Annotated in this window: 16 protein-coding genes and 1 pseudogene; 13 read left to right on the top strand and 4 right to left on the bottom strand. The window is 65.5% G+C overall.

Going from position 1 to position 17,411, the window contains the following annotated elements; genetic code table 11:
* The first annotated feature begins 90 nt into the window (after positions 1-90).
* Complete coding sequence (locus HWX76_RS22965) at positions 91-537, top strand: hypothetical protein (protein ID WP_050016231.1); 447 nt, start codon at positions 91-93, stop codon at positions 535-537.
* Between the two features lie 122 nt (positions 538-659).
* Here the strand turns inward: HWX76_RS22965 and HWX76_RS22960 are convergent, their stop codons facing one another.
* The gene (locus HWX76_RS22960; RefSeq protein WP_050016229.1) at positions 660-1,625 is read right to left on the bottom strand and encodes a PDR/VanB family oxidoreductase; all 966 of its coding nucleotides are present in this window, start codon (positions 1,623-1,625) and stop codon (positions 660-662) included.
* Positions 1,622-2,701, bottom strand: coding sequence for an aromatic ring-hydroxylating dioxygenase subunit alpha (locus tag HWX76_RS22955; RefSeq protein WP_089489674.1), 1,080 nt, complete (start codon positions 2,699-2,701; stop codon positions 1,622-1,624). The genes HWX76_RS22960 and HWX76_RS22955 overlap by 4 nt, the downstream gene beginning before the upstream one ends.
* Positions 2,702-2,903: 202 nt before the next feature.
* On the opposite strand from HWX76_RS22955, the gene HWX76_RS22950 reads away from it, so the two are divergent.
* Positions 2,904-3,392 carry a MarR family winged helix-turn-helix transcriptional regulator gene (locus tag HWX76_RS22950; protein WP_050016226.1) on the top strand — a complete coding sequence of 163 codons (489 nt, stop codon included), beginning with the start codon at positions 2,904-2,906 and terminating at the stop codon, positions 3,390-3,392.
* 66 nt (positions 3,393-3,458) lie between these two features.
* On the opposite strand, the gene HWX76_RS22945 is transcribed toward HWX76_RS22950, so the two are convergent.
* Complete coding sequence (locus HWX76_RS22945) at positions 3,459-4,205, bottom strand: TetR/AcrR family transcriptional regulator (RefSeq protein ID WP_176016375.1); 747 nt, start codon at positions 4,203-4,205, stop codon at positions 3,459-3,461.
* A gap of 171 nt (positions 4,206-4,376) precedes the next feature.
* On the opposite strand from HWX76_RS22945, the gene HWX76_RS22940 reads away from it, so the two are divergent.
* The 9 genes and pseudogenes from HWX76_RS22940 (at position 4,377) to HWX76_RS22900 (ending at position 15,332) form a co-directional block, all read left to right on the top strand.
* The gene (locus HWX76_RS22940) at positions 4,377-5,558 is read left to right on the top strand and encodes an isovaleryl-CoA dehydrogenase (RefSeq protein WP_124556307.1); all 1,182 of its coding nucleotides are present in this window, start codon (positions 4,377-4,379) and stop codon (positions 5,556-5,558) included.
* 31 nt (positions 5,559-5,589) lie between these two features.
* Positions 5,590-7,197 carry a carboxyl transferase domain-containing protein gene (locus HWX76_RS22935; protein ID WP_050016221.1) on the top strand — a complete coding sequence of 536 codons (1,608 nt, stop codon included), beginning with the start codon at positions 5,590-5,592 and terminating at the stop codon, positions 7,195-7,197.
* Positions 7,198-7,216: 19 nt separating this feature from the next.
* Positions 7,217-8,002 carry an enoyl-CoA hydratase/isomerase family protein gene (locus HWX76_RS22930; protein WP_124595029.1) on the top strand — a complete coding sequence of 262 codons (786 nt, stop codon included), beginning with the start codon at positions 7,217-7,219 and terminating at the stop codon, positions 8,000-8,002.
* A 36-nt stretch (positions 8,003-8,038) separates the two neighbouring features.
* Entirely contained in the window at positions 8,039-10,039 is a 2,001-nt protein-coding gene (locus tag HWX76_RS22925) for an acetyl/propionyl/methylcrotonyl-CoA carboxylase subunit alpha (protein WP_176016374.1), read from the top strand.
* Positions 10,040-10,565: 526 nt separating this feature from the next.
* Positions 10,566-10,996, top strand: a pseudogene (locus tag HWX76_RS22920) (STM2901 family protein).
* Positions 10,996-11,334 carry a DUF1493 family protein gene (locus tag HWX76_RS22915; protein ID WP_050016211.1) on the top strand — a complete coding sequence of 113 codons (339 nt, stop codon included), beginning with the start codon at positions 10,996-10,998 and terminating at the stop codon, positions 11,332-11,334. The pseudogene HWX76_RS22920 and the gene HWX76_RS22915 overlap by 1 nt, the downstream one beginning before the upstream one ends.
* Before the next feature lie 229 nt (positions 11,335-11,563).
* Complete coding sequence (locus HWX76_RS22910; RefSeq protein ID WP_235356265.1) at positions 11,564-11,722, top strand: hypothetical protein; 159 nt, start codon at positions 11,564-11,566, stop codon at positions 11,720-11,722.
* A 42-nt stretch (positions 11,723-11,764) separates the two neighbouring features.
* Entirely contained in the window at positions 11,765-13,879 is a 2,115-nt protein-coding gene (locus HWX76_RS22905; RefSeq protein ID WP_050016208.1) for a phospholipase C, phosphocholine-specific, read from the top strand.
* Positions 13,880-14,189: 310 nt separating this feature from the next.
* Positions 14,190-15,332, top strand: a complete 1,143-nt coding sequence (locus HWX76_RS22900) for a DUF2827 domain-containing protein (protein ID WP_176016373.1) — start codon at positions 14,190-14,192, stop codon at positions 15,330-15,332.
* A 442-nt stretch (positions 15,333-15,774) separates the two neighbouring features.
* Here HWX76_RS22900 and HWX76_RS22895 read toward each other — a convergent pair whose 3' ends face one another.
* Positions 15,775-16,206: a hypothetical protein gene (locus tag HWX76_RS22895; RefSeq protein ID WP_162484456.1), complete on the bottom strand. Its 432-nt coding sequence runs from the start codon at positions 16,204-16,206 to the stop codon at positions 15,775-15,777.
* Between HWX76_RS22895 and HWX76_RS22890 the strand changes: the two genes are divergently transcribed.
* Both HWX76_RS22890 and HWX76_RS22885 read left to right on the top strand, forming a co-directional pair.
* Complete coding sequence (locus HWX76_RS22890) at positions 16,120-16,923, top strand: EAL domain-containing protein (protein ID WP_050016204.1); 804 nt, start codon at positions 16,120-16,122, stop codon at positions 16,921-16,923. The two genes, HWX76_RS22895 and HWX76_RS22890, sit on opposite strands and share 87 nt — an antisense overlap.
* A gap of 70 nt (positions 16,924-16,993) precedes the next feature.
* Positions 16,994-17,410 (top strand): hypothetical protein, encoded by a 417-nt coding sequence (locus HWX76_RS22885; RefSeq protein ID WP_050016199.1) that lies wholly within the window; start codon positions 16,994-16,996, stop codon positions 17,408-17,410.
* Position 17,411 lies beyond the last annotated feature (1 nt).

Raw genomic sequence — 17,411 nt, 5'->3', positions numbered from 1 at the left:
TTCGAACGATTAAAGCGACGCAAGCGCATTCCGCCGGCGTTGCGCCGGGCTTCGATCATTTCAACCACCACGCTAGACGGGAGACCACCCTTGAAGAAGATTTCCGCGCCGTTCGCGGCGGCTGCCCTTGCGGCCTGCGCGCTGCTGACGGGCGTTCACCAGGCCGCGTGTGCGGCTTCGAACGCCGAACCTGCGATCGACGCGCACTACGGCGCGATGATCGAGGCTTATACGCAGGACATGGCCGCCGCGAAGGCGAAATACGACGGCAAGCGCGTCACGTTCGTCGGCGCCGTGATCCGGATGGGCAGCGACCCGGGCGGCACGTACTTCGGCGCGCTGACGGCCGACGGCGAGCAATTCGACACGCATTTCGACGTGGCCGACCAGGACGCGCTGAAGCCGAAATTCCCCGGCGGCGAGATCAAGCCGTTCGTTACGTCGGCGGCGTTCCGGTTCAGTTGCGTGAACGAAGGCTATGTCGATGCGCCGGTGCTGCCGGGGTTGAAGCTGTCGCATTGCCGGCTCGCCGATTGAGCTGACTGAGCGATGGGCGCGGGGCGGCGTGCGATGGTTGGGCGGGTTCGGATTGCAGCACCATCGATCGTCTTCGTTATCGTGGGGTCGGCCGCCGCGTGTCGGGCGGTCCGACTACCGATCTACAGATCGAGCACCAGCAGGTTGGTGCGCGATCGCGAGCAGCACGGCATGAACTGGTCGCCGGCCGCTTTTTCGTCGTCGGTCAGATACGCATCGCGATGATCGGGCTCGCCTTCGAGCACGCGGGTCAGGCAGGTGCCGCACACGCCTTGCTCGCACGACGTCAGCACGTCGACGCCGTTCGCCGCCAGCGCCGCGATCACCGTGCATTCGGCCGGCACGTCGATCACCTTGCCGCTGCTCGCGATCCTGACCTGGAATGCACGATCCGCGCCGGACGATGCGACCGCGCCGCCGAAGAACTCATAGTGCAGCCGTGCGTCGGGCCAGTCGCGCTCGCGCGCGGCGTTCAGCACCGCATCCATGAAGCCGCGCGGGCCGCATACGTACAGATGCGTGCCGTCGGGCGCGCCGGCCAGCACGGCAGCCAGATCGAAGCGTTGCGCAGGAGCGCCGTCGTCGACGTGGAAGCGGACGTGATCGCGAAACCCGGCCGCATTGATCCGCTCGACGAAGGCCATGCGATCGGCCGAACGCGCGCAGTAATGCATGTCGAACGGGATGCCGGCCGAGCACAGCCGTTCCGCCATGCTCAGGATCGGCGTGACGCCGATCCCGCCGGCGAGCAACAGATGGTGCGGCGCGTCGGGCGCGAGCGGGAATTGATTGCGCGGCAGGCCGATCCGCACGGTATCGCCTTGCCGGACTTCGTCGTGAATCGCGCGCGACCCGCCGCGGCCGTCGGCCTCGCGCAGCACCGCGATCTGATAGCGATCGCGTTGCGCCGGGTGGTTGCACAGCGAGTACTGGCGCACGAGCCCGCCCGGCAGATGCACGTCGATATGCGCGCCAGCGTCGAAGTGCGGCAACGGCGAGCCGTCGTCGCTGACGAATTCGAAGCCGCAGATGTCGCGCGCTTCCTGCCACTTGCGGGCTACGCGGACCGTCAATGTCGCGCCGCTCATGACGCTTCCCTGACCTGCGCGACTGGAATCGCGGGCCGCTGCGGGCTCGCCGCGTTTTCGGCGGCGAGCAGCCGGTCGATCACCTTGCGCGACAGCACGCCGCCGGCGTCGATGTTGAGCTTGAGCAGCGTGCGCTCGGGCCACTGCTCGAGATTGCGCTGCTGTCGCTCGAGCATCTCGAGATCTTCCGAGAAGATCTTGCCCTGGCCTTCGCGGATCTCGGCGGTCAGTGCGCGATCGTCGGGCCGGAAGTTGCGCGCCATCCCCCAGAAGTACCAGATCGACGTGTCGGTCTCCGGTGTGATGAAGTCGACCACGATCGACGACGCCTTCTTGTGCGCCGGCGCGTCGTAGCCGCCGTGGCCCGCATGCGCGACGCCCACTTCGATCATCACGTGGCTCGGCGGCGTGAAGCGGCAGATCTGCCAGCGGTCGACCGGCACGTCGTCGGCGAGCCCGTTGCCGCGCAGCGCCATCCGCCAGAACGGCGGCGGCATCACGTTCTCCATGAAGCGGCTCGTGACGACCTCGTCGCCATGGCTCACCGTCTTCGGCGGCGCTTCGTCGATTTCCTTCTGGCCGATGCTCGACGCATGCACGTAGGTCTCGTGCGTGAGGTCCATCAGGTTGTCGACCATCAGCCGGTAGTCGCAGCGGATGTGATACAGGCCGCCGCCGTGCGCCCAGGCCGGATCCTCGGCCCACGCCAGCGCGGGCAGTTTGGCGGGATCGGCTTCGGACGCGTCGCCCGGCCAGACCCACACGAAGCCGTACCGCTCGACCGCCGGGAAGCTGCGAATCGGCGGGAAACCGCCGACCCGCTGGCCCGGCATGCCGGCCGCCTTGCCGTTGCACCCCATTTCGAGCCCGTGATAGCCGCACACGAGCACGCCGTCGCGCACGAATCCCAGTGACAGCGGCGCGCCGCGATGCGGGCAGAAATCCTCGAGCGCGGCGACCCGGCCGTCCGCCGCGCGGTAGAGCACCATCGACTCGTTGCAGATCTTGCGGCCCAGCGGCTTGCCGTCGATTTCATCGGGCGTGCACGCCACGTACCAAGCGTTCTTGAGAAACATGTTCTTTGTCTCCTTCGGGGACGGTGCCGCCGGGGATGCGGCTCGATCTTCATTCCGTGTACTGAATGAGATTCAGTGTACGCATTGAGATTGGCGGAAACAAGGCGAGCGGTATACTGGTTTTCCCGGGAAATGGCGCGACGCAGCGCCATGCCGACGGCGCGCGCAACCGGCGTGTGCCGCCTATGTCATCGACTCATTCATGGAAAAAACGAATCCCGCCGACCTGCCGGCTTTCCCGATCGACCTGTACGACGAACCGGGGCACCTGATCCGGCGCGCGCACCAGATCGCGGTCGCGATGTTCTACGAGAAGCTGGGCCGGGACGTGACGCCCGTGCAGTACGCGGTGCTGCGGATGCTCTACGAGAATCCGGGGCTCGACCAGGTGACGCTCGCGCAGCGGGTGGCGCTCGACACGTCGACCACCGCGGATCTCGCGGTCCGGCTCGAAGCGAAAGGATTGATCGTCCGCGAAGTGCTGCCGCGGCGTCAGCGGCGTCTGTTGTTGACGCCGGCGGGCGTCGAGTTGCTCACCCACCTGATTCCGTCGGTGCAGGAACTGCGTGCCGGGCTGTTCGACGGGATGGGCGAAGATGATTCGCAGGAATTGATGCGGCTGTTGCGCAAGTTCGTGCATTTGAACAACGAGCAGAGTCGCGCGCCGCTGCGCGTCAGCGAGGATTCGTAGTGGCGCCGAGCCGTGAGCGACGGCGCAGAGGCTGCGGCGAGGCGGTCGCCGCGCTGCTCATCCGCGTCACGCGCGTGACGCTTTCCCTTCCAGCCGCCGCACCGCTTCCGCCACTTCATTCCTGAAGCGCACCAACGCCGCCTGCTCCGGCGCCGGCGGCTGCATCGCGGCCCACAGCATGTCGATCAACTGCGTGGCCGTCGTTTCCGTATCGAGCTTGCGGTGCCCGAGGATCGCATCCCACAGCACATGCTCCATCGGGCCGAACACCATCGAGCGCAGCAGGCTCAGCGGCAGATCCGCGCGAACCTGCCCGGCCGCCTGGCCGCGCGCGAGCACGTCCATCAGCGGCGCCGTGTAGCGGCGCTGCAGCGCGGTGAGTTCGTCGCTCAGCGCATGCTGCTTCGCGCGGCCTTCCGACAGCACCAGCGCGCACAGCCCCGTCCCGTTCACGAGCATCAGCCGCAGGTGCGTGCGCACGATGAACGCGAACTGCTGCTGCACCGATGCGTCCCGCGGCATCCCGTGTTCGAACGCGGCGATGATTTCGTCGTACCAGTCGGCGATCACTCGCGCGCACAGCTCGCGCTTGCCGCGGAAATAGCTGAACACCGTCGCCTCCGATACGCCCACGCGCTGCGCGATCTCGGCGGCCGTCGCATGCTCGTAACCCTTTTCGGCGAACACTTCACGGCCGGCGCGCAGAATGTCCTGCACGCGCTGCTGGGATTTGCGCCCGGCGGGTGCGCGCGGCGTGTCGGCGCGGTCGGCTTTGGCGGTGGCGGTCATGGTGTCGGCGGGAGCGGCTGTCATGCTCGCATCATATCTGAGTATCACTCAGAAAACTATTGACGCCGAACCCGGCGAGGCGCGAAACTGTGCAAAATTTCCGCTGCATTGGTCAATGAATACCCGTATTCATTCGATTTGAGCGAAACTCAGAAATCGGTGAGTGCGACACACTTTCTGGAAGACGGAGGAGACATGATCAACCTGCCCGGCGTGCAATTCATGCTCGGTGAAGACATCGAGATGCTGCGCGATGCCGTCGCGACGTTTGCGGCGAAGGAAATCACGCCGCGCGCGGCGGAGGTCGACCGCACCGACCAGTTCCCGATGGATCTGTGGAAGAAGTTCGGCGATCTCGGCGTGCTCGGCATGACCGTCTCCGAGGAATACGGCGGCGCGAACCTGGGCTACACCGCGCACATGGTCGCGATGGAGGAGATCTCGCGCGCATCGGCGTCGATCGGCCTGTCGTACGGCGCGCACTCGAACCTGTGCGTGAACCAGATCCACCGCAACGGCACCGAAGCGCAAAAGCAGAAATACCTGCCGAAGCTCGTGTCCGGCGAACACATCGGCGCGCTCGCGATGAGCGAGCCGAACGCCGGCTCCGACGTCGTCAGCATGAAGCTGCGCGCGGACAAGCGCGGCGATCGCTACGTGCTCAACGGCACGAAGATGTGGATCACCAACGGCCCCGACTGCGACACGCTCGTCGTCTACGCGAAGACGGACGTCGAAGCGAATTCGCGCGGCATCACCGCATTCATCGTCGAGAAGGGGATGAAGGGCTTCTCGGTCGCGCAGAAGCTCGACAAGCTCGGCATGCGCGGTTCGCACACGGGCGAGCTCGTGTTCCAGGACGTCGAGGTGCCGGAAGAGAACATCCTCGGCCAGTTGAACGGCGGCGTGAAGGTGCTGATGAGCGGCCTCGACTACGAGCGCGCGGTGCTGTCGGGCGGCCCGACGGGCATCATGGCCGCGTGTCTCGACGCGGTGGTGCCGTATATCCACGATCGCAAGCAGTTCGGCCAGTCGATCGGCGAATTCCAGCTGATCCAGGGCAAGGTCGCCGACATGTACACCACGTTCCAGGCGTGCCGCGCGTATCTGTACGCAGTCGGCCGCCATCTCGACTCGGCGGGCAGCGACCACATTCGCCAGGTGCGCAAGGACTGCGCGGGCGTGATCCTCTACACGGCCGAGAAGGCGACGTGGATGGCCGGCGAGGCGATCCAGATCCTCGGCGGCAACGGCTACATCAACGAATACCCGGTCGGCCGCCTGTGGCGCGATGCGAAGCTGTACGAGATCGGCGCCGGCACGAGCGAGATCCGCCGGATGCTGATCGGCCGCGAGCTGTTCGCGGAAACGATGTAACGCCCTACGTCACGCGAACGGAGCCCCGTCGATGCCGATCATCGAATCGAAACTGAACCCGCGTTCGGAAGACTTCCGCGCGAATGCCGCCGCGCTCGAGGCGGTCGTCGCCGACCTGCGCGCGAAGATCGAACAGCTCGCGCAAGGCGGCGGCCAGGCCGCGCGCGACAAGCACCTGTCGCGCGGCAAGCTGCTGCCGCGCGATCGCATCGCGCAACTGCTCGATCCGGGCGCGCCGTTCCTCGAGTTCTCGCAACTCGCCGCGAACGGCATGTACAACGACGACGCGCCGGGCGCGGGCGTCATCACCGGCATCGGCCGCATTGCCGGCCGCGAATGCGTGATCGTGTGCAACGACGCGACGGTCAAGGGCGGCACCTACTACCCGATCACCGTGAAGAAGCACGTGCGCGCGCAGGAAATCGCCGCGGAAAACCGGCTGCCGTGCGTGTACCTCGTCGATTCGGGTGGCGCGAACCTGCCGAACCAGGACGACGTGTTTCCCGATCGCGATCACTTCGGCCGCATCTTCTTCAACCAGGCGACGATGTCGGCGGCGGGGATCGCGCAGATCGCCGTCGTGATGGGTTCGTGCACGGCCGGCGGCGCGTATGTGCCGGCGATGAGCGACGAGTCGATCATCGTGAAGGACCAGGGCACGATTTTCCTCGGCGGGCCGCCGCTCGTGAAGGCCGCGACCGGCGAGGAAGTGAGCGCCGAGGATCTCGGCGGCGGCGACGTGCATACGCGCCTGTCGGGCGTGGCCGACCATCTCGCGCAGAACGACGCGCATGCGCTGTCGATCGCGCGCAACATCGTCGGCCACCTCGCGCCGAAGATCGCGCCGCCGGTCGCGCTGCGCGAGCCGAAGCCGCCGCGCTACGACGCGAAGAGCCTGTACGGCGTGATTCCGGTCGATACGCGCAAGCCGTTCGACGTGCGCGAGGTGATCGCGCGCATCGTCGACGATTCCGAATTCGACGAATTCAAGGCGCGCTTCGGCACGACGCTCGTCACCGGCTTCGCGCACATCTGGGGCCATCCGGTGGGGATCGTCGCGAACAACGGCATCCTGTTTTCCGAATCGGCCGTGAAGGGCGCGCATTTCATCGAGCTGTGCTGCCAGCGCAAGATCCCGCTCGTGTTCCTGCAGAACATCACGGGCTTCATGGTCGGCCGCAAGTACGAGAACGAAGGCATCGCACGGCATGGCGCGAAGATGGTGACGGCCGTGTCGAACGCGAAGGTGCCGAAGTTCACGGTGATCATCGGCGGCTCGTTCGGCGCCGGCAACTACGGAATGTGCGGCCGCGCGTTCGGCCCGCGTTTCCTGTGGATGTGGCCGAATGCCCGGATCTCGGTGATGGGCGGCGAACAGGCCGCGTCGGTGCTCGCGACCGTGCGCCGCGACGGCATCGAAGCGAAGGGCGGTTCGTGGTCGCCCGAGGAAGAAGATGCGTTCAAGCAGCCGATTCGCGACCAGTACGAGCGCCAGGGCCATCCGTATTACGCGAGCGCCCGGCTGTGGGACGACGGCGTGATCGACCCCGCACAGACGCGCGACGTGCTCGGGCTCGGCCTCGCCGCGTCGATGAACGCGCCGATCGACGACACGCGCTTCGGCGTGTTCCGCATGTAACGCCCGGGAGGACCGACCGATGCGATACGAAACGATCAAGGTCAGCGAAGCCGGCCGCGTGGCGACCGTCACGCTCGCGCGTCCCGACGTGCGCAATGCGTTCAACGAGACGACGATCGCCGAGCTGACCACCGCGTTCGAATGGCTCGATGCGCACGAAGGCGTGCGCGCGATCGTGCTCGCCGCGGAAGGCGCCGCGTTCTGCGCGGGCGCGGACCTGAACTGGATGAAGAAGATGGCCGGTTACTCGGACGACGAGAACCGCGCCGATGCGCGCAAGCTCGCGCGGATGCTCGAAGCGATTCATCGCTGCGGCAAGCCGGTGATCGCGCGCGTGCATGGCGACGCGTATGCGGGCGGCGTGGGCCTCGTCGCGGCGGCCGACATCGCGATCGCCGCGGACGGCGCGAAGTTCTGCCTGTCGGAAGCGCGGCTCGGGCTGATTCCCGCGACGATCGCGCCGTACGTCATCCGTGCGATGGGCGAGCGCGCGGCGCGCCGCTACTTCACGACGGCCGAAGTGTTCGACAGCGCGCGCGCCGCATCGCTCGGCTTCATTCACGACGCGGTGCCGGCCGACGCGCTCGACGAAACGGTCGCGAAGCTGGCTGCGACGCTCGTCGCGAACGGCCCCGACGCCGTGAAGGCGTGCAAGCGGCTCGTCGCCGACGTGGCCGGGCGCGCGCTCGACGCGACGCTGATCGAGCAGACCGCCGACTGGATCGCGAAGACCCGCGCCGGTGCGGAAGCGCGCGAAGGGATCGCGTCCTTCCTCGAAAAGCGCACGCCGTCGTGGCGTGAATGATTGCGTGACCTCAACCTTCCGGACGACATCGAAGCCATGTTCGACAAGATTCTGATCGCCAACCGCGGCGAAATCGCGTGCCGCGTCGCTGCGACGTGCAAACGTCTCGGGATCGCGAGCGTCGCCGTCTATTCCGACGCGGATGCGAACGCGAAACACGTGGCCGCGTGCGACGAGGCCGTGCATATCGGCGGCTCGGCCGCGGCAGACAGCTACCTGCGCATCGAGCGCATCATCGACGCCGCGCGCGCGACCGGTGCGCAGGCGATTCACCCCGGCTACGGCTTTCTGTCGGAGAACGAAGATTTCGCGCACGCGTGCGAAGAGGCCGGCATCGTGTTCATCGGGCCGCCGGTCGACGCGATCGCGGCGATGGGCTCGAAGGCTGCCGCGAAGGCGCTGATGCACGCGGCCGCCGTGCCGCTCGTGCCCGGCTATCACGGCGACGACCAGGACGCGGCCAACCTGCATGGCGAAGCCGATCGGATCGGCTACCCGGTGCTGCTGAAGGCGAGCGCAGGCGGTGGCGGCAAGGGGATGCGCGTGGTCGAACGCTCCGACGATTTCCCGGCGGCGCTCGCGTCGTGCCAGCGCGAAGCCGCGAGCAGCTTCGGCAACGACCGCGTGCTGATCGAGAAATACCTGATGCGCCCGCGCCACGTCGAAGTGCAGGTGTTCGGCGACACGCACGGCAATACCGTCTACCTGTTCGATCGCGACTGCTCGGTGCAGCGTCGTCACCAGAAGGTGCTCGAGGAAGCGCCGGCACCGGGTTTGCATGCGGACGTGCGCCAGGCGATGGGCGAGGCGGCCGTCGCGGCCGCGCGCGCGGTGGGCTACGTCGGTGCGGGCACCGTCGAGTTCATCATGACGGGCGAAGCGTTCTACTTCATGGAGATGAACACGCGCCTGCAGGTCGAGCATCCGGTGACCGAGATGGTCACGGGGCTCGATCTCGTCGAATGGCAATTGCGCGTCGCGTCGGGCGAACCGCTACCGCTGAAGCAGGAGGAACTGCGCGTGCACGGTCATGCGCTCGAGGCGCGCCTGTACGCGGAGAACCCCGCGCGCGGCTTCCTGCCGTCGACGGGTACGCTGAAGCATCTGCGGCTGCCGGCAGGCGTCGAATTCGACATCGGGGCAGCGGTGCGCGTCGACAGCGGCGTGCGCGAAGGCGATGCGATCACACCGTTCTACGATCCGATGATCGCGAAGCTGATCGTGCACGGCGCGGATCGCGCGGAAGCGCTGGGCCTGATGCAGCGTGCGCTGCGCGCGTGCGAAGTGGTCGGCCTGCACACCAACGCCGCGTTCCTGCAGCGGATCGTTGCGTGCGAGCCGTTCGCGATCCCCGATCTCGACACGGGTCTGATCGAGCGCAACCACGAGGCGCTGTTCGCGCCGCAACAGCCGCCGCGTGCGACGCTCGCACTCGCATGTGCCGCGCTGCTCGCACGCGAGCGTGGCGCCGCCGCGCAGGAAGGTGCGTGGCCGTGGTGTTCGCTGCCGGACTGGCGGCTGAACGGCGGCTATCGCCGCACGCTCGAATGGCACGCGACCGAGCGCGAAGCGGACGTGACGGTCACGTACGAGCACGACGGCGCCGGCACGCGCATCGCGATCGGCGACGCGGCGGCGCAACCGTTCGCATGGACGCGCGGCGCCACGCCGCTCGATTTCGACGTGACGCTGGGCGGCGTGCGCAGCAGCGGCCGCGTGTATGCGGACGGCGACACGTTCCACGTGTTCACGCAGGGCGCGGCCGAGACGTTCGAATGGCGCAACCTGCTTGCGCATGCGGGCGACGCGGAGCAGGGCGGCGGCCGCCTGACCGCGCCGATGCCCGGCAAGGTGATCGCGGTGCTGGTCGAGCCGGGCCAGAAGGTCGAAGCCGGTACGCCGCTGATCGTGATGGAAGCGATGAAGATGGAGCATACGATCGGCGCGCCGAGCGCGGGTGTCGTCGCGGAAGTGCTGTACGGCGTCGGCGATCAGGTCGCGGACGGTGCGCAGTTGCTGATGATGGCGGAAGGCTGAGCGTTGCATACACGTGAGGGCCGTTGCCGGCTCTCACGCACGGGCCGTCGTGCCCCGCATTATCCGGGCGTCCCCGACGCGATCCGGCTGCGAATACCTGATGTGCCTTTCATCAGGACGACATCGCATTCTTGTGCAGTGATCGTCGCTCTCGTCGCGCATAGAAAAAAACAAATAATTTGCGTGTCGCATCTTCAAGATTTTTGAATAATCCCGGATTCTCGCCGGTGACCGGCGCGCTCGACCCGCGCTACTTTGCCCCGGCCGGTTTGCTTGCCCATTGCAACAGTTGTTCAAAGATCGAAACCGGGCCCTGTCCAACTTCTTCGCCAAAACGCGCTGCCTGCTTCCTCTTGTGAAGAAAGGCCGCACGCGATCGCGACTGCTTTCCGGAGTGCCCGGAAAGTCCGGCTCGATTGGAGAAACGGCTGCGCGTTTCCGCCCGTGCGCGACATGGTTGCGTTAGCGTAATCGCCGGGATGTGCGGGCCAGTGTCCTGCGCAATGTAGCCGAGAGAAAGACTGAGATGGCGAACAAATATAAATACGGAATTCATATCGACCTTACCCGCCAGAACTTTTCTGCCTGATTGTCATCGACGTGGCCTGTGATGAATTGGGTATCGATGATGCTGTCGGGATCGCAATGATTTTGTTAGGTCAGAGGTTCGTGCCGACCCGAGGGAAATTCGGCGGAGCGGTTAAGGGGACTTCGATCGCATCCAGGGTATCGAGAAAAGTGTTGCCCTATGAAATCAAGTACAAAATTCTGCCGACGGTAACGTCATTCAGGAGCCTCCTGCTGCTCAAGATCAAATTTACCCGGGAGCTCGGCGCCTTTGTCGGTCGGGCCGTGCCGGTGGTCGGCTGGATCATTACCGCTATCGATATATCAGTCATCATGTATCGCTCGACAGTCACGTACAATGGCTTGGTCAAGCAGGAGGATCGCTTTTAATGGACGGTCGTCTGATGGAGATGGTGCGGGATGAGGCCGATTCGCCACTATGGGGCGAACTCGAGATTACCGAGGACACGGATCTCTGCATCGATCTTGAAATTTCCGACAGGGCCATGTTGAGATTGATGCGGAGATTTTCGGAAACGTTTGGTGTCGATATTTCCGGTTTCGACATTGATTATTATTATCCTGCGCGGAAACTGGGAATGAGTCGATTCTTGATGGCGGTATTCAGGTCGCCATTTAGCGCCGACGCCAGGGACAAAATACTGGAGCGTCCGCTCACCATCAAAATGATGGAGGCGGCGATTGAAACCGGACGGTGGACGATGTAACGGTTCGAAAAAGGGCCAGCCGATGGCGCACCTGTCATTTCCGCATCAACGCGGTGATTTGCATGCGCGTCGGCCCCTGTCGCGCGACACCGTCGTGTCACAAGTCGAACATAGCATCTCGGCGTCGATATGACCGGCGCGGCTTCGCGTCCGCGTCACGTCATCATCCTCACGGAGAACCGTTATGCGAACGTCGGCCCTACGGCCTTTCGCGGTCGTCGGCCTGGTCATGCTGACCGCCGTCCTCGGCGCCTGCAACGACGACCTGACCGCACCCGCCGCGCCCGTCGCGCAGCAGAAGGCCGCGTGTGGCGGCGCCGTGGTCGCCACCGCGCAGATGCGCTGCCCGCCGGGTTTCACCGCGCCTGCTTCGTCGCCCGCTTCCTGATACCGGCCGTTTCCACCAGAAATCCCATCAAGAGCAACCAGCATGGCCATCCATTCGCGACGCGATTTTCTGAAGTTCTCGGCCGGCCTCGCCGGCGCGACCGCCGCCACCGCACTGCTGCCGGAATCGATCCGCAAGGCGCTGGCGATCGAGCCGAACACCGTGACAGGCACGATCCAGGATGTGCAGCACATCGTCGTGTTCATGCAGGAGAACCGCTCGTTCGACCACTACCTCGGACATCTAAGCGGCGTGCGCGGCTACAACGACCGCTTCCCGGTCACGCTGCCGAACGGCAAGCCGGTGTGGTTCCAGCCGCGCCAGGAAGACAAGTCGAGCGTGATCGCACCGTTTCGCTACGATACGACCAATCCGGGCGTCAACGCGCAATGTATCGGCGGCCTGCCGCATACGTGGGCGACGACGCACGGCGCGATCGACAACGGTCGCGCGGACCAGTGGGCCGTGCAGAAGTCGAACATGACGATGGGCTATCACGTTCGCGACGACATCCCGTTCCACTACGCGCTCGCGGATGCGTTCACGGTGTGCGACAACTACTTCTGCTCGATCCCGGGCAACACGCACCCGAACCGCATGTACCTGATGACGGGCATGGTCGATCCGCTCGGCACGGGCGGCGGCCCGCTGCTCGACAACACCGACTACATCGACAACCCGTTCGACAAGGTCCAGCTACCGCCCTTCAACTGGACGACCTACCCGGAGCGGCTCGAAAAAGCCGGTATCTCGTGGCAGATCTATCAGCAGGGCACCGGGTTCGACAATTTCACCGGCAACTACGGCACGAACATGCTGGCGTGCTTCGACAACTTCGTGAACGCGCCGGCCGGGTCGTCGTTGCAGACGCGCGGGATGAGCACGCGTCCGATCACGCAGCTGAAGGCCGACGTGCAGGCGAATGCGCTGCCGCAGGTGTCGTGGCTGCTGCCGCCGGCCGCGTATTCCGAGCATCCGAAGTTCACGCCGCTGTACGGCGCGTACTACCTGTCGACGATCCTCGATGCGCTGACGTCCAATCCGGACGTGTGGAGCAAGACCGTCCTGCTGATCATGTACGACGAGAACGACGGCTTCTTCGACCATGTCGTGCCGCCGTCGGCGCCGACGCTGCCGGGCTCGGGCATGAGCACCGTGGACGTATCGCTCGAGCGGCACAACGTCGTGACTGCGACGCAAGCCGGCACCTATACGGCCGACAACCTGCCGTACGGCCTCGGCCCGCGCGTGCCGATGTTCGTCGTGTCGCCGTGGTCGAAGGGCGGCTTCGTGTGCTCGCAGGTGTTCGATCACACGTCGGTGCTGCAATTCATCGAGAAGCGCTTCGGCGTGATGGAGACCAACATCTCGCCGTGGCGTCGCGCGATCTGCGGCGACCTGACGTCGGCGCTCGACTTCTCGAAGTCGGATGCGACGCTGCCGACCCTGCCGAGCACGCAGGCATATGTCGCGCAGGCAGACCTGCAATGCTCGCGCGCGTCGTCGCAGACCGCGCCGGCCAGCACCGCGCAGCAGGTCGTGACCGCGCAGGAACCCGGCACGCGGCCGGCGCGCGCGCTGCCGTACGAATTGCACGTGACCGGCCAGCTGCAGGCGCAAGGCTATGCGCTGACGTTCGCGAATACCGGCACGCAAGGCGCGCACTTCTGGGTCTATACGGGCGATCCCACCGCGATGCCGCGCCGCTATACGGTTGAAGCGGGCAAGCAGTTGACCGATACGTGGGCGCTCGATGCGAACGGCAACTACCTGGCGAGCGTGTGGGGGCCGAACGGCTATTTCCGGCGCTTCGCGGGTTCGGCCGCCGCGGATGGCGCTGCCAAGCCTGAAATCACGCCGTGCTACGACACCGCGAACGGCGATGTCTACGTGACGATCGCCAATGCCGGCACAGGCCCGCTCACGGTCACGGCAACCGATGTCGCATACGGCGGCGCGGCGCGCACGCTGACGGTCCCGGCCGGGCAGCGCGTCGAAGCGCACTGGGACCTGTCGTGCAGCAGCCACTGGTACGACCTGCAGTTCACCGTGGCGGGCAATGCCGGCTGGACGCGCCGCATCGCGGGTCACGTCGAAACCGGCAAGCCGAGCATCACCGATCCGGCGGCCGTGGCGCCGACGATCGCGGCGATCTGACGACGGCAACCTAAGCGACGACGGGCCGGCCGGTGGCATCCGCCCGGCGCGTCGCGTTGACCGATCGATGGCGGTGCGACGAAGTCGCACGCTGCCCGCTCGAATGCCGCGAGAAAACCGGCCGCCGGGCGGCACGAGTGTCGCATGACGGTCGGACGGATTGGCGCTGCCGGTGGCGGCGCTGACCATCCCTGACAGTGTGCGGCCGGCGCTCCGCTAGAATGCCGGATTGCCGCCGCTTGACGCGGGCGGCGCGTCGCGCGCTACACTGCGCCTAGCCATCCCCGTTCAATCTTCCATCCCGCCGACGATGACGTCTCCTGTCCTGACCGGCCTGCGCATCGGTATCACGATCGGATTGCGTGCCCCCGACGAAAGCCTGTGGATCAACGGCATCAAGCAGAACGCGCTGTTCCTCGCGAAACTGCTGATGGCGTCGCCGCACAGCTACCGCGTGACGCTGGTCAACACGACCGACGTGCCGCTGACCGACGCGCTGCCGTGGGATCGCAGCGTGTACGACACGCGCGCGTTCGCCGACATGAAGGACGCGCTCGACGTGGTGATCGAGCTTGGCGGGCAGATCGACGGCGAGCAGACGGCCTACCTGAAAGCGCGCGGCGCGAAGCTCGTCAGCTATTGCTGCGGCGTCGAGTACATCAACGCGATGGAGTCGATGCTGTTCGGCCGCCGGCTGTGGGATTCGCTGTTCATCAACCGCGGCTACGACGAGGTGTGGGCGATTCCGCAGATCGCGCCGTCGTCGCTGCCGTTCCTGCAGTCGCTGCGCCGCTGTCCGGGACGCGTGGTGCCGTTCGTGTGGGATCCGATGTTCCTGACCGAACGCGCACAGTCGCTGCCCGAGCACGGCGAATACCGGCCGCGCAGCGAGCCCGGCAAGCGGCTCACGGTGATGGAGCCGAACCACAACGTCGTGAAGTTCTGCGTGTATCCGATGCTGATCATCGACGAGGCGTATCGCCGCGACCCCGACGCGATCTGCTTCACGCACGTGACGAACGCAGATCGCCTCGCGCACGACAGCCCCGAGTTCGTGATGCTGATGAACTACCTGGATATCGTGCGCGCGGGCAAGGCGAGCTTCGTCGGGCGCTTCGATACGCCGCTGTTCCTGGCCGACCTGACCGATATCGTCGTGTCGCATCAATGGTCGAACCCGCTGAACTATTTCTATTTCGACGTGTGCTGGCAGGGTTATCCGCTCGTGCACAACGCGAGTCTCGCGCCCGATCTCGGCTACTACTATCCGGACAACGACGTGCAGCAGGGCGCCGATGCGCTGCTGCGCGCGCTGCATACGCACGACGACGACTGGCAAGCGTATGCGCGACGCCAGCGCGAGATCCTTCGCCGTTACACGTCGGCGAATCCGGCGCTCGTCGCCGAGTACGACGCGCTGCTCGCGAACCTGATCGGCGCGCCGGCCGCCTGAGGCCGGTGTTCCGCGGCGCACGGTCGTTGCGCTCCGCTCGCCTCCCGCCGTCGGGTTTGTCCCGCCCTCATGTCTGACGAAATGATGCCGTTAAAAAAAGAAACCGACGAACCGGATGGGTTCGACGGTTTTCGAAGGCACGAAATTGACGGCTCCGAGGGAAGTCCGTCAAAAACAAGTTTATAGGTTAACAAGTTGGAAAGATTGTTAAATATGTTTCAATCTATAATCTTCATATAATTGAAATTGGTATTATGGATTAAGCGAGACTGATTCCTGTTGGAAATTTAACAATATCGTTGGGAACGCGGAAATTGCATGCCGCAGTGATCGAATGGCGCGCGGCGGCAGGTATCAAGAGTGAGGCGGCACGTGCGGAGAGCGGCATTTCTCCCCGACATATCGAGCGCGGGCGGTACTTCGTCGCATAGTATTTATCTGATCAATTGACGGTGCCCCGATTCGAGCGACGAGCGAATCCGGGAAAAGAAGATTCGGATAAAACGGTCTGGATGAAAAATATAAGCGATTCGGATTTGAGGTTCTTGTAATTCGCGTTGTGTAACCTGTCGCACTGTTGGTATCGCGCGCGCGTGGTGTATTTCAGGTAATCGAATATCGTAAAAATATCGAATTTGACGGTGCCGAAGCGACCAGTACGCTCCCCGGAAAAAATCGACATACAGGATGGGCCGGGTAGGCGGCGGAGCGCGTCGAGGTGGGCGCGTTCCGTCTGGGTGTTGAGGTCGAGCCGCGATCGGCGGCTCGCCATTTGCCGGAGCGCCGGATGAATGCGGTCGAAGCTCGCCAGGAGGCGAATCGGAAAGCGAATCGCGATGAAATCGATCTCGTGTTCGGCGCGCGCGACGATCATCCCGACCTTGCGTCGGTACGCAGTTTCGTCGAAAGCCGGCTCGGATTCGCGCACGAACCCGTCTGCCGCGCCGACCTGTCGGGCGGCGTGCTGTACGAGGAACGCCTGGCGCGGTTGCGGTGGGGCGAGCGCGATGCGCTGCCGCCGCTCGTCTTCTTGCCGCGCCTCGAAGCGCTCGGCCTGATGCGCTGGTTCGACCGGCTGGTGGTCGGCCGTACGATCGATGCGCTGCGCGCCGATCCGGGCGCCGTGTACGGTTGCAACGTCGCGGCGGCGAGTGCGGTGGTGGACGACGCGTGGCTGGCGATTTTCAGGCGGCTCGAGCGCGAGCCGTCGGTGGCGGCGCGGCTGGTCGTCGAGATCACGGAGACGGGGCCGCTGAACCCCGTCGCGGGCCGGTCGTTCGTGTACCGCTTCCGGCGGGCCGGGTGCCGGATCGCGATCGACGATTTCGGTGTCGGCTTCAGTGCATTGAACAATCTGGTGGTCGGCAATCCCGACATCGTGAAGCTCGACCGCTCGATCCTGTCGATGATCAAGCGCAACGCGATCGGGCGCTACCAGTTCCGGCGGCTGATCGCGTTTGCGCATGAAGGGGCGCGGCACGTCGTCGTCGAAGGCGTGGAAAGCGAGACCGACCGGCAGATCATCGTGGATGCCGGCGTCACGTGGGCGCAGGGCATTCGCTTTTCATGGCGATCGCCGGCCGCCGCGTGATAGCGGAAACGGGCAGGGCGGCGCGCGCGGTGCGCGTCGGGGGCGGGACGAATCGCAAAGGGGCGTGGGCATGACGGAGACGAAAGCCGGAGGCGGAACGGGCACGCAGGCGATCGATGCGCGCGAGCTGGTCGCGATCGCCGAGCTGGCCGACATGCTGCGGCAACTGGGCGCCGAATCGGCCGATGCGCCGATCGACGTCGCGCCGTATCTGGACGGTCTGACACGCGTCGCACGCCGTATTCGGCGAATGATGCCGCTCGACGCGGGCGGCCGCGAACTGGCGGCCCGGCACTACTACGCGGGCGTCATCGCCGGCGCGTGCGGCGACGAGTCGGCGATCGCGCGCGGCGTATCCGACAGCCTCGTCCGGCAATCGGCCGACGCAGGCCGGTCGGCCGCCCGTTGTTTCGCGGTGCTCGCGCGCATCGGGCGGCGGCATGGCCGCGCGTTCGCCGCGCAAAGCGGCGATCGGGTACTGGCGTAAC

Origin of the sequence: Burkholderia sp. BCC0398, from assembly GCF_902833245.1 — a bacterium.
Taxonomy (GTDB): Bacteria; Pseudomonadota; Gammaproteobacteria; order Burkholderiales; family Burkholderiaceae; genus Burkholderia; species Burkholderia sola.
This window is presented reverse-complemented; position numbering and strand designations above follow the sequence as displayed.

What these genes read in the sequence shown, in the direction of transcription:
- HWX76_RS22960 (WP_050016229.1), bottom strand. Translation starts at nt 1,625, where the DNA reads ATGAGCGGCGCGACATTGACGGTCCGCGTAGCCCGCAAGTGGCAGGAA.
- HWX76_RS22955 (WP_089489674.1), bottom strand. Translation starts at nt 2,701, where the DNA reads ATGTTTCTCAAGAACGCTTGGTACGTGGCGTGCACGCCCGATGAAATC.
- HWX76_RS22950 (WP_050016226.1), top strand. Translation starts at nt 2,904, where the DNA reads ATGGAAAAAACGAATCCCGCCGACCTGCCGGCTTTCCCGATCGACCTG.
- HWX76_RS22945 (WP_176016375.1), bottom strand. Translation starts at nt 4,205, where the DNA reads ATGACAGCCGCTCCCGCCGACACCATGACCGCCACCGCCAAAGCCGAC.
- HWX76_RS22940 (WP_124556307.1), top strand. Translation starts at nt 4,377, where the DNA reads ATGATCAACCTGCCCGGCGTGCAATTCATGCTCGGTGAAGACATCGAG.
- HWX76_RS22935 (WP_050016221.1), top strand. Translation starts at nt 5,590, where the DNA reads ATGCCGATCATCGAATCGAAACTGAACCCGCGTTCGGAAGACTTCCGC.
- HWX76_RS22930 (WP_124595029.1), top strand. Translation starts at nt 7,217, where the DNA reads ATGCGATACGAAACGATCAAGGTCAGCGAAGCCGGCCGCGTGGCGACC.
- HWX76_RS22925 (WP_176016374.1), top strand. Translation starts at nt 8,039, where the DNA reads ATGTTCGACAAGATTCTGATCGCCAACCGCGGCGAAATCGCGTGCCGC.
- HWX76_RS22915 (WP_050016211.1), top strand. Translation starts at nt 10,996, where the DNA reads ATGGACGGTCGTCTGATGGAGATGGTGCGGGATGAGGCCGATTCGCCA.
- HWX76_RS22910 (WP_235356265.1), top strand. Translation starts at nt 11,564, where the DNA reads ATGCTGACCGCCGTCCTCGGCGCCTGCAACGACGACCTGACCGCACCC.
- HWX76_RS22905 (WP_050016208.1), top strand. Translation starts at nt 11,765, where the DNA reads ATGGCCATCCATTCGCGACGCGATTTTCTGAAGTTCTCGGCCGGCCTC.
- HWX76_RS22900 (WP_176016373.1), top strand. Translation starts at nt 14,190, where the DNA reads ATGACGTCTCCTGTCCTGACCGGCCTGCGCATCGGTATCACGATCGGA.
- HWX76_RS22890 (WP_050016204.1), top strand. Translation starts at nt 16,120, where the DNA reads ATGAATGCGGTCGAAGCTCGCCAGGAGGCGAATCGGAAAGCGAATCGC.
- HWX76_RS22895 (WP_162484456.1), bottom strand. Translation starts at nt 16,206, where the DNA reads ATGATCGTCGCGCGCGCCGAACACGAGATCGATTTCATCGCGATTCGC.
- HWX76_RS22885 (WP_050016199.1), top strand. Translation starts at nt 16,994, where the DNA reads ATGACGGAGACGAAAGCCGGAGGCGGAACGGGCACGCAGGCGATCGAT.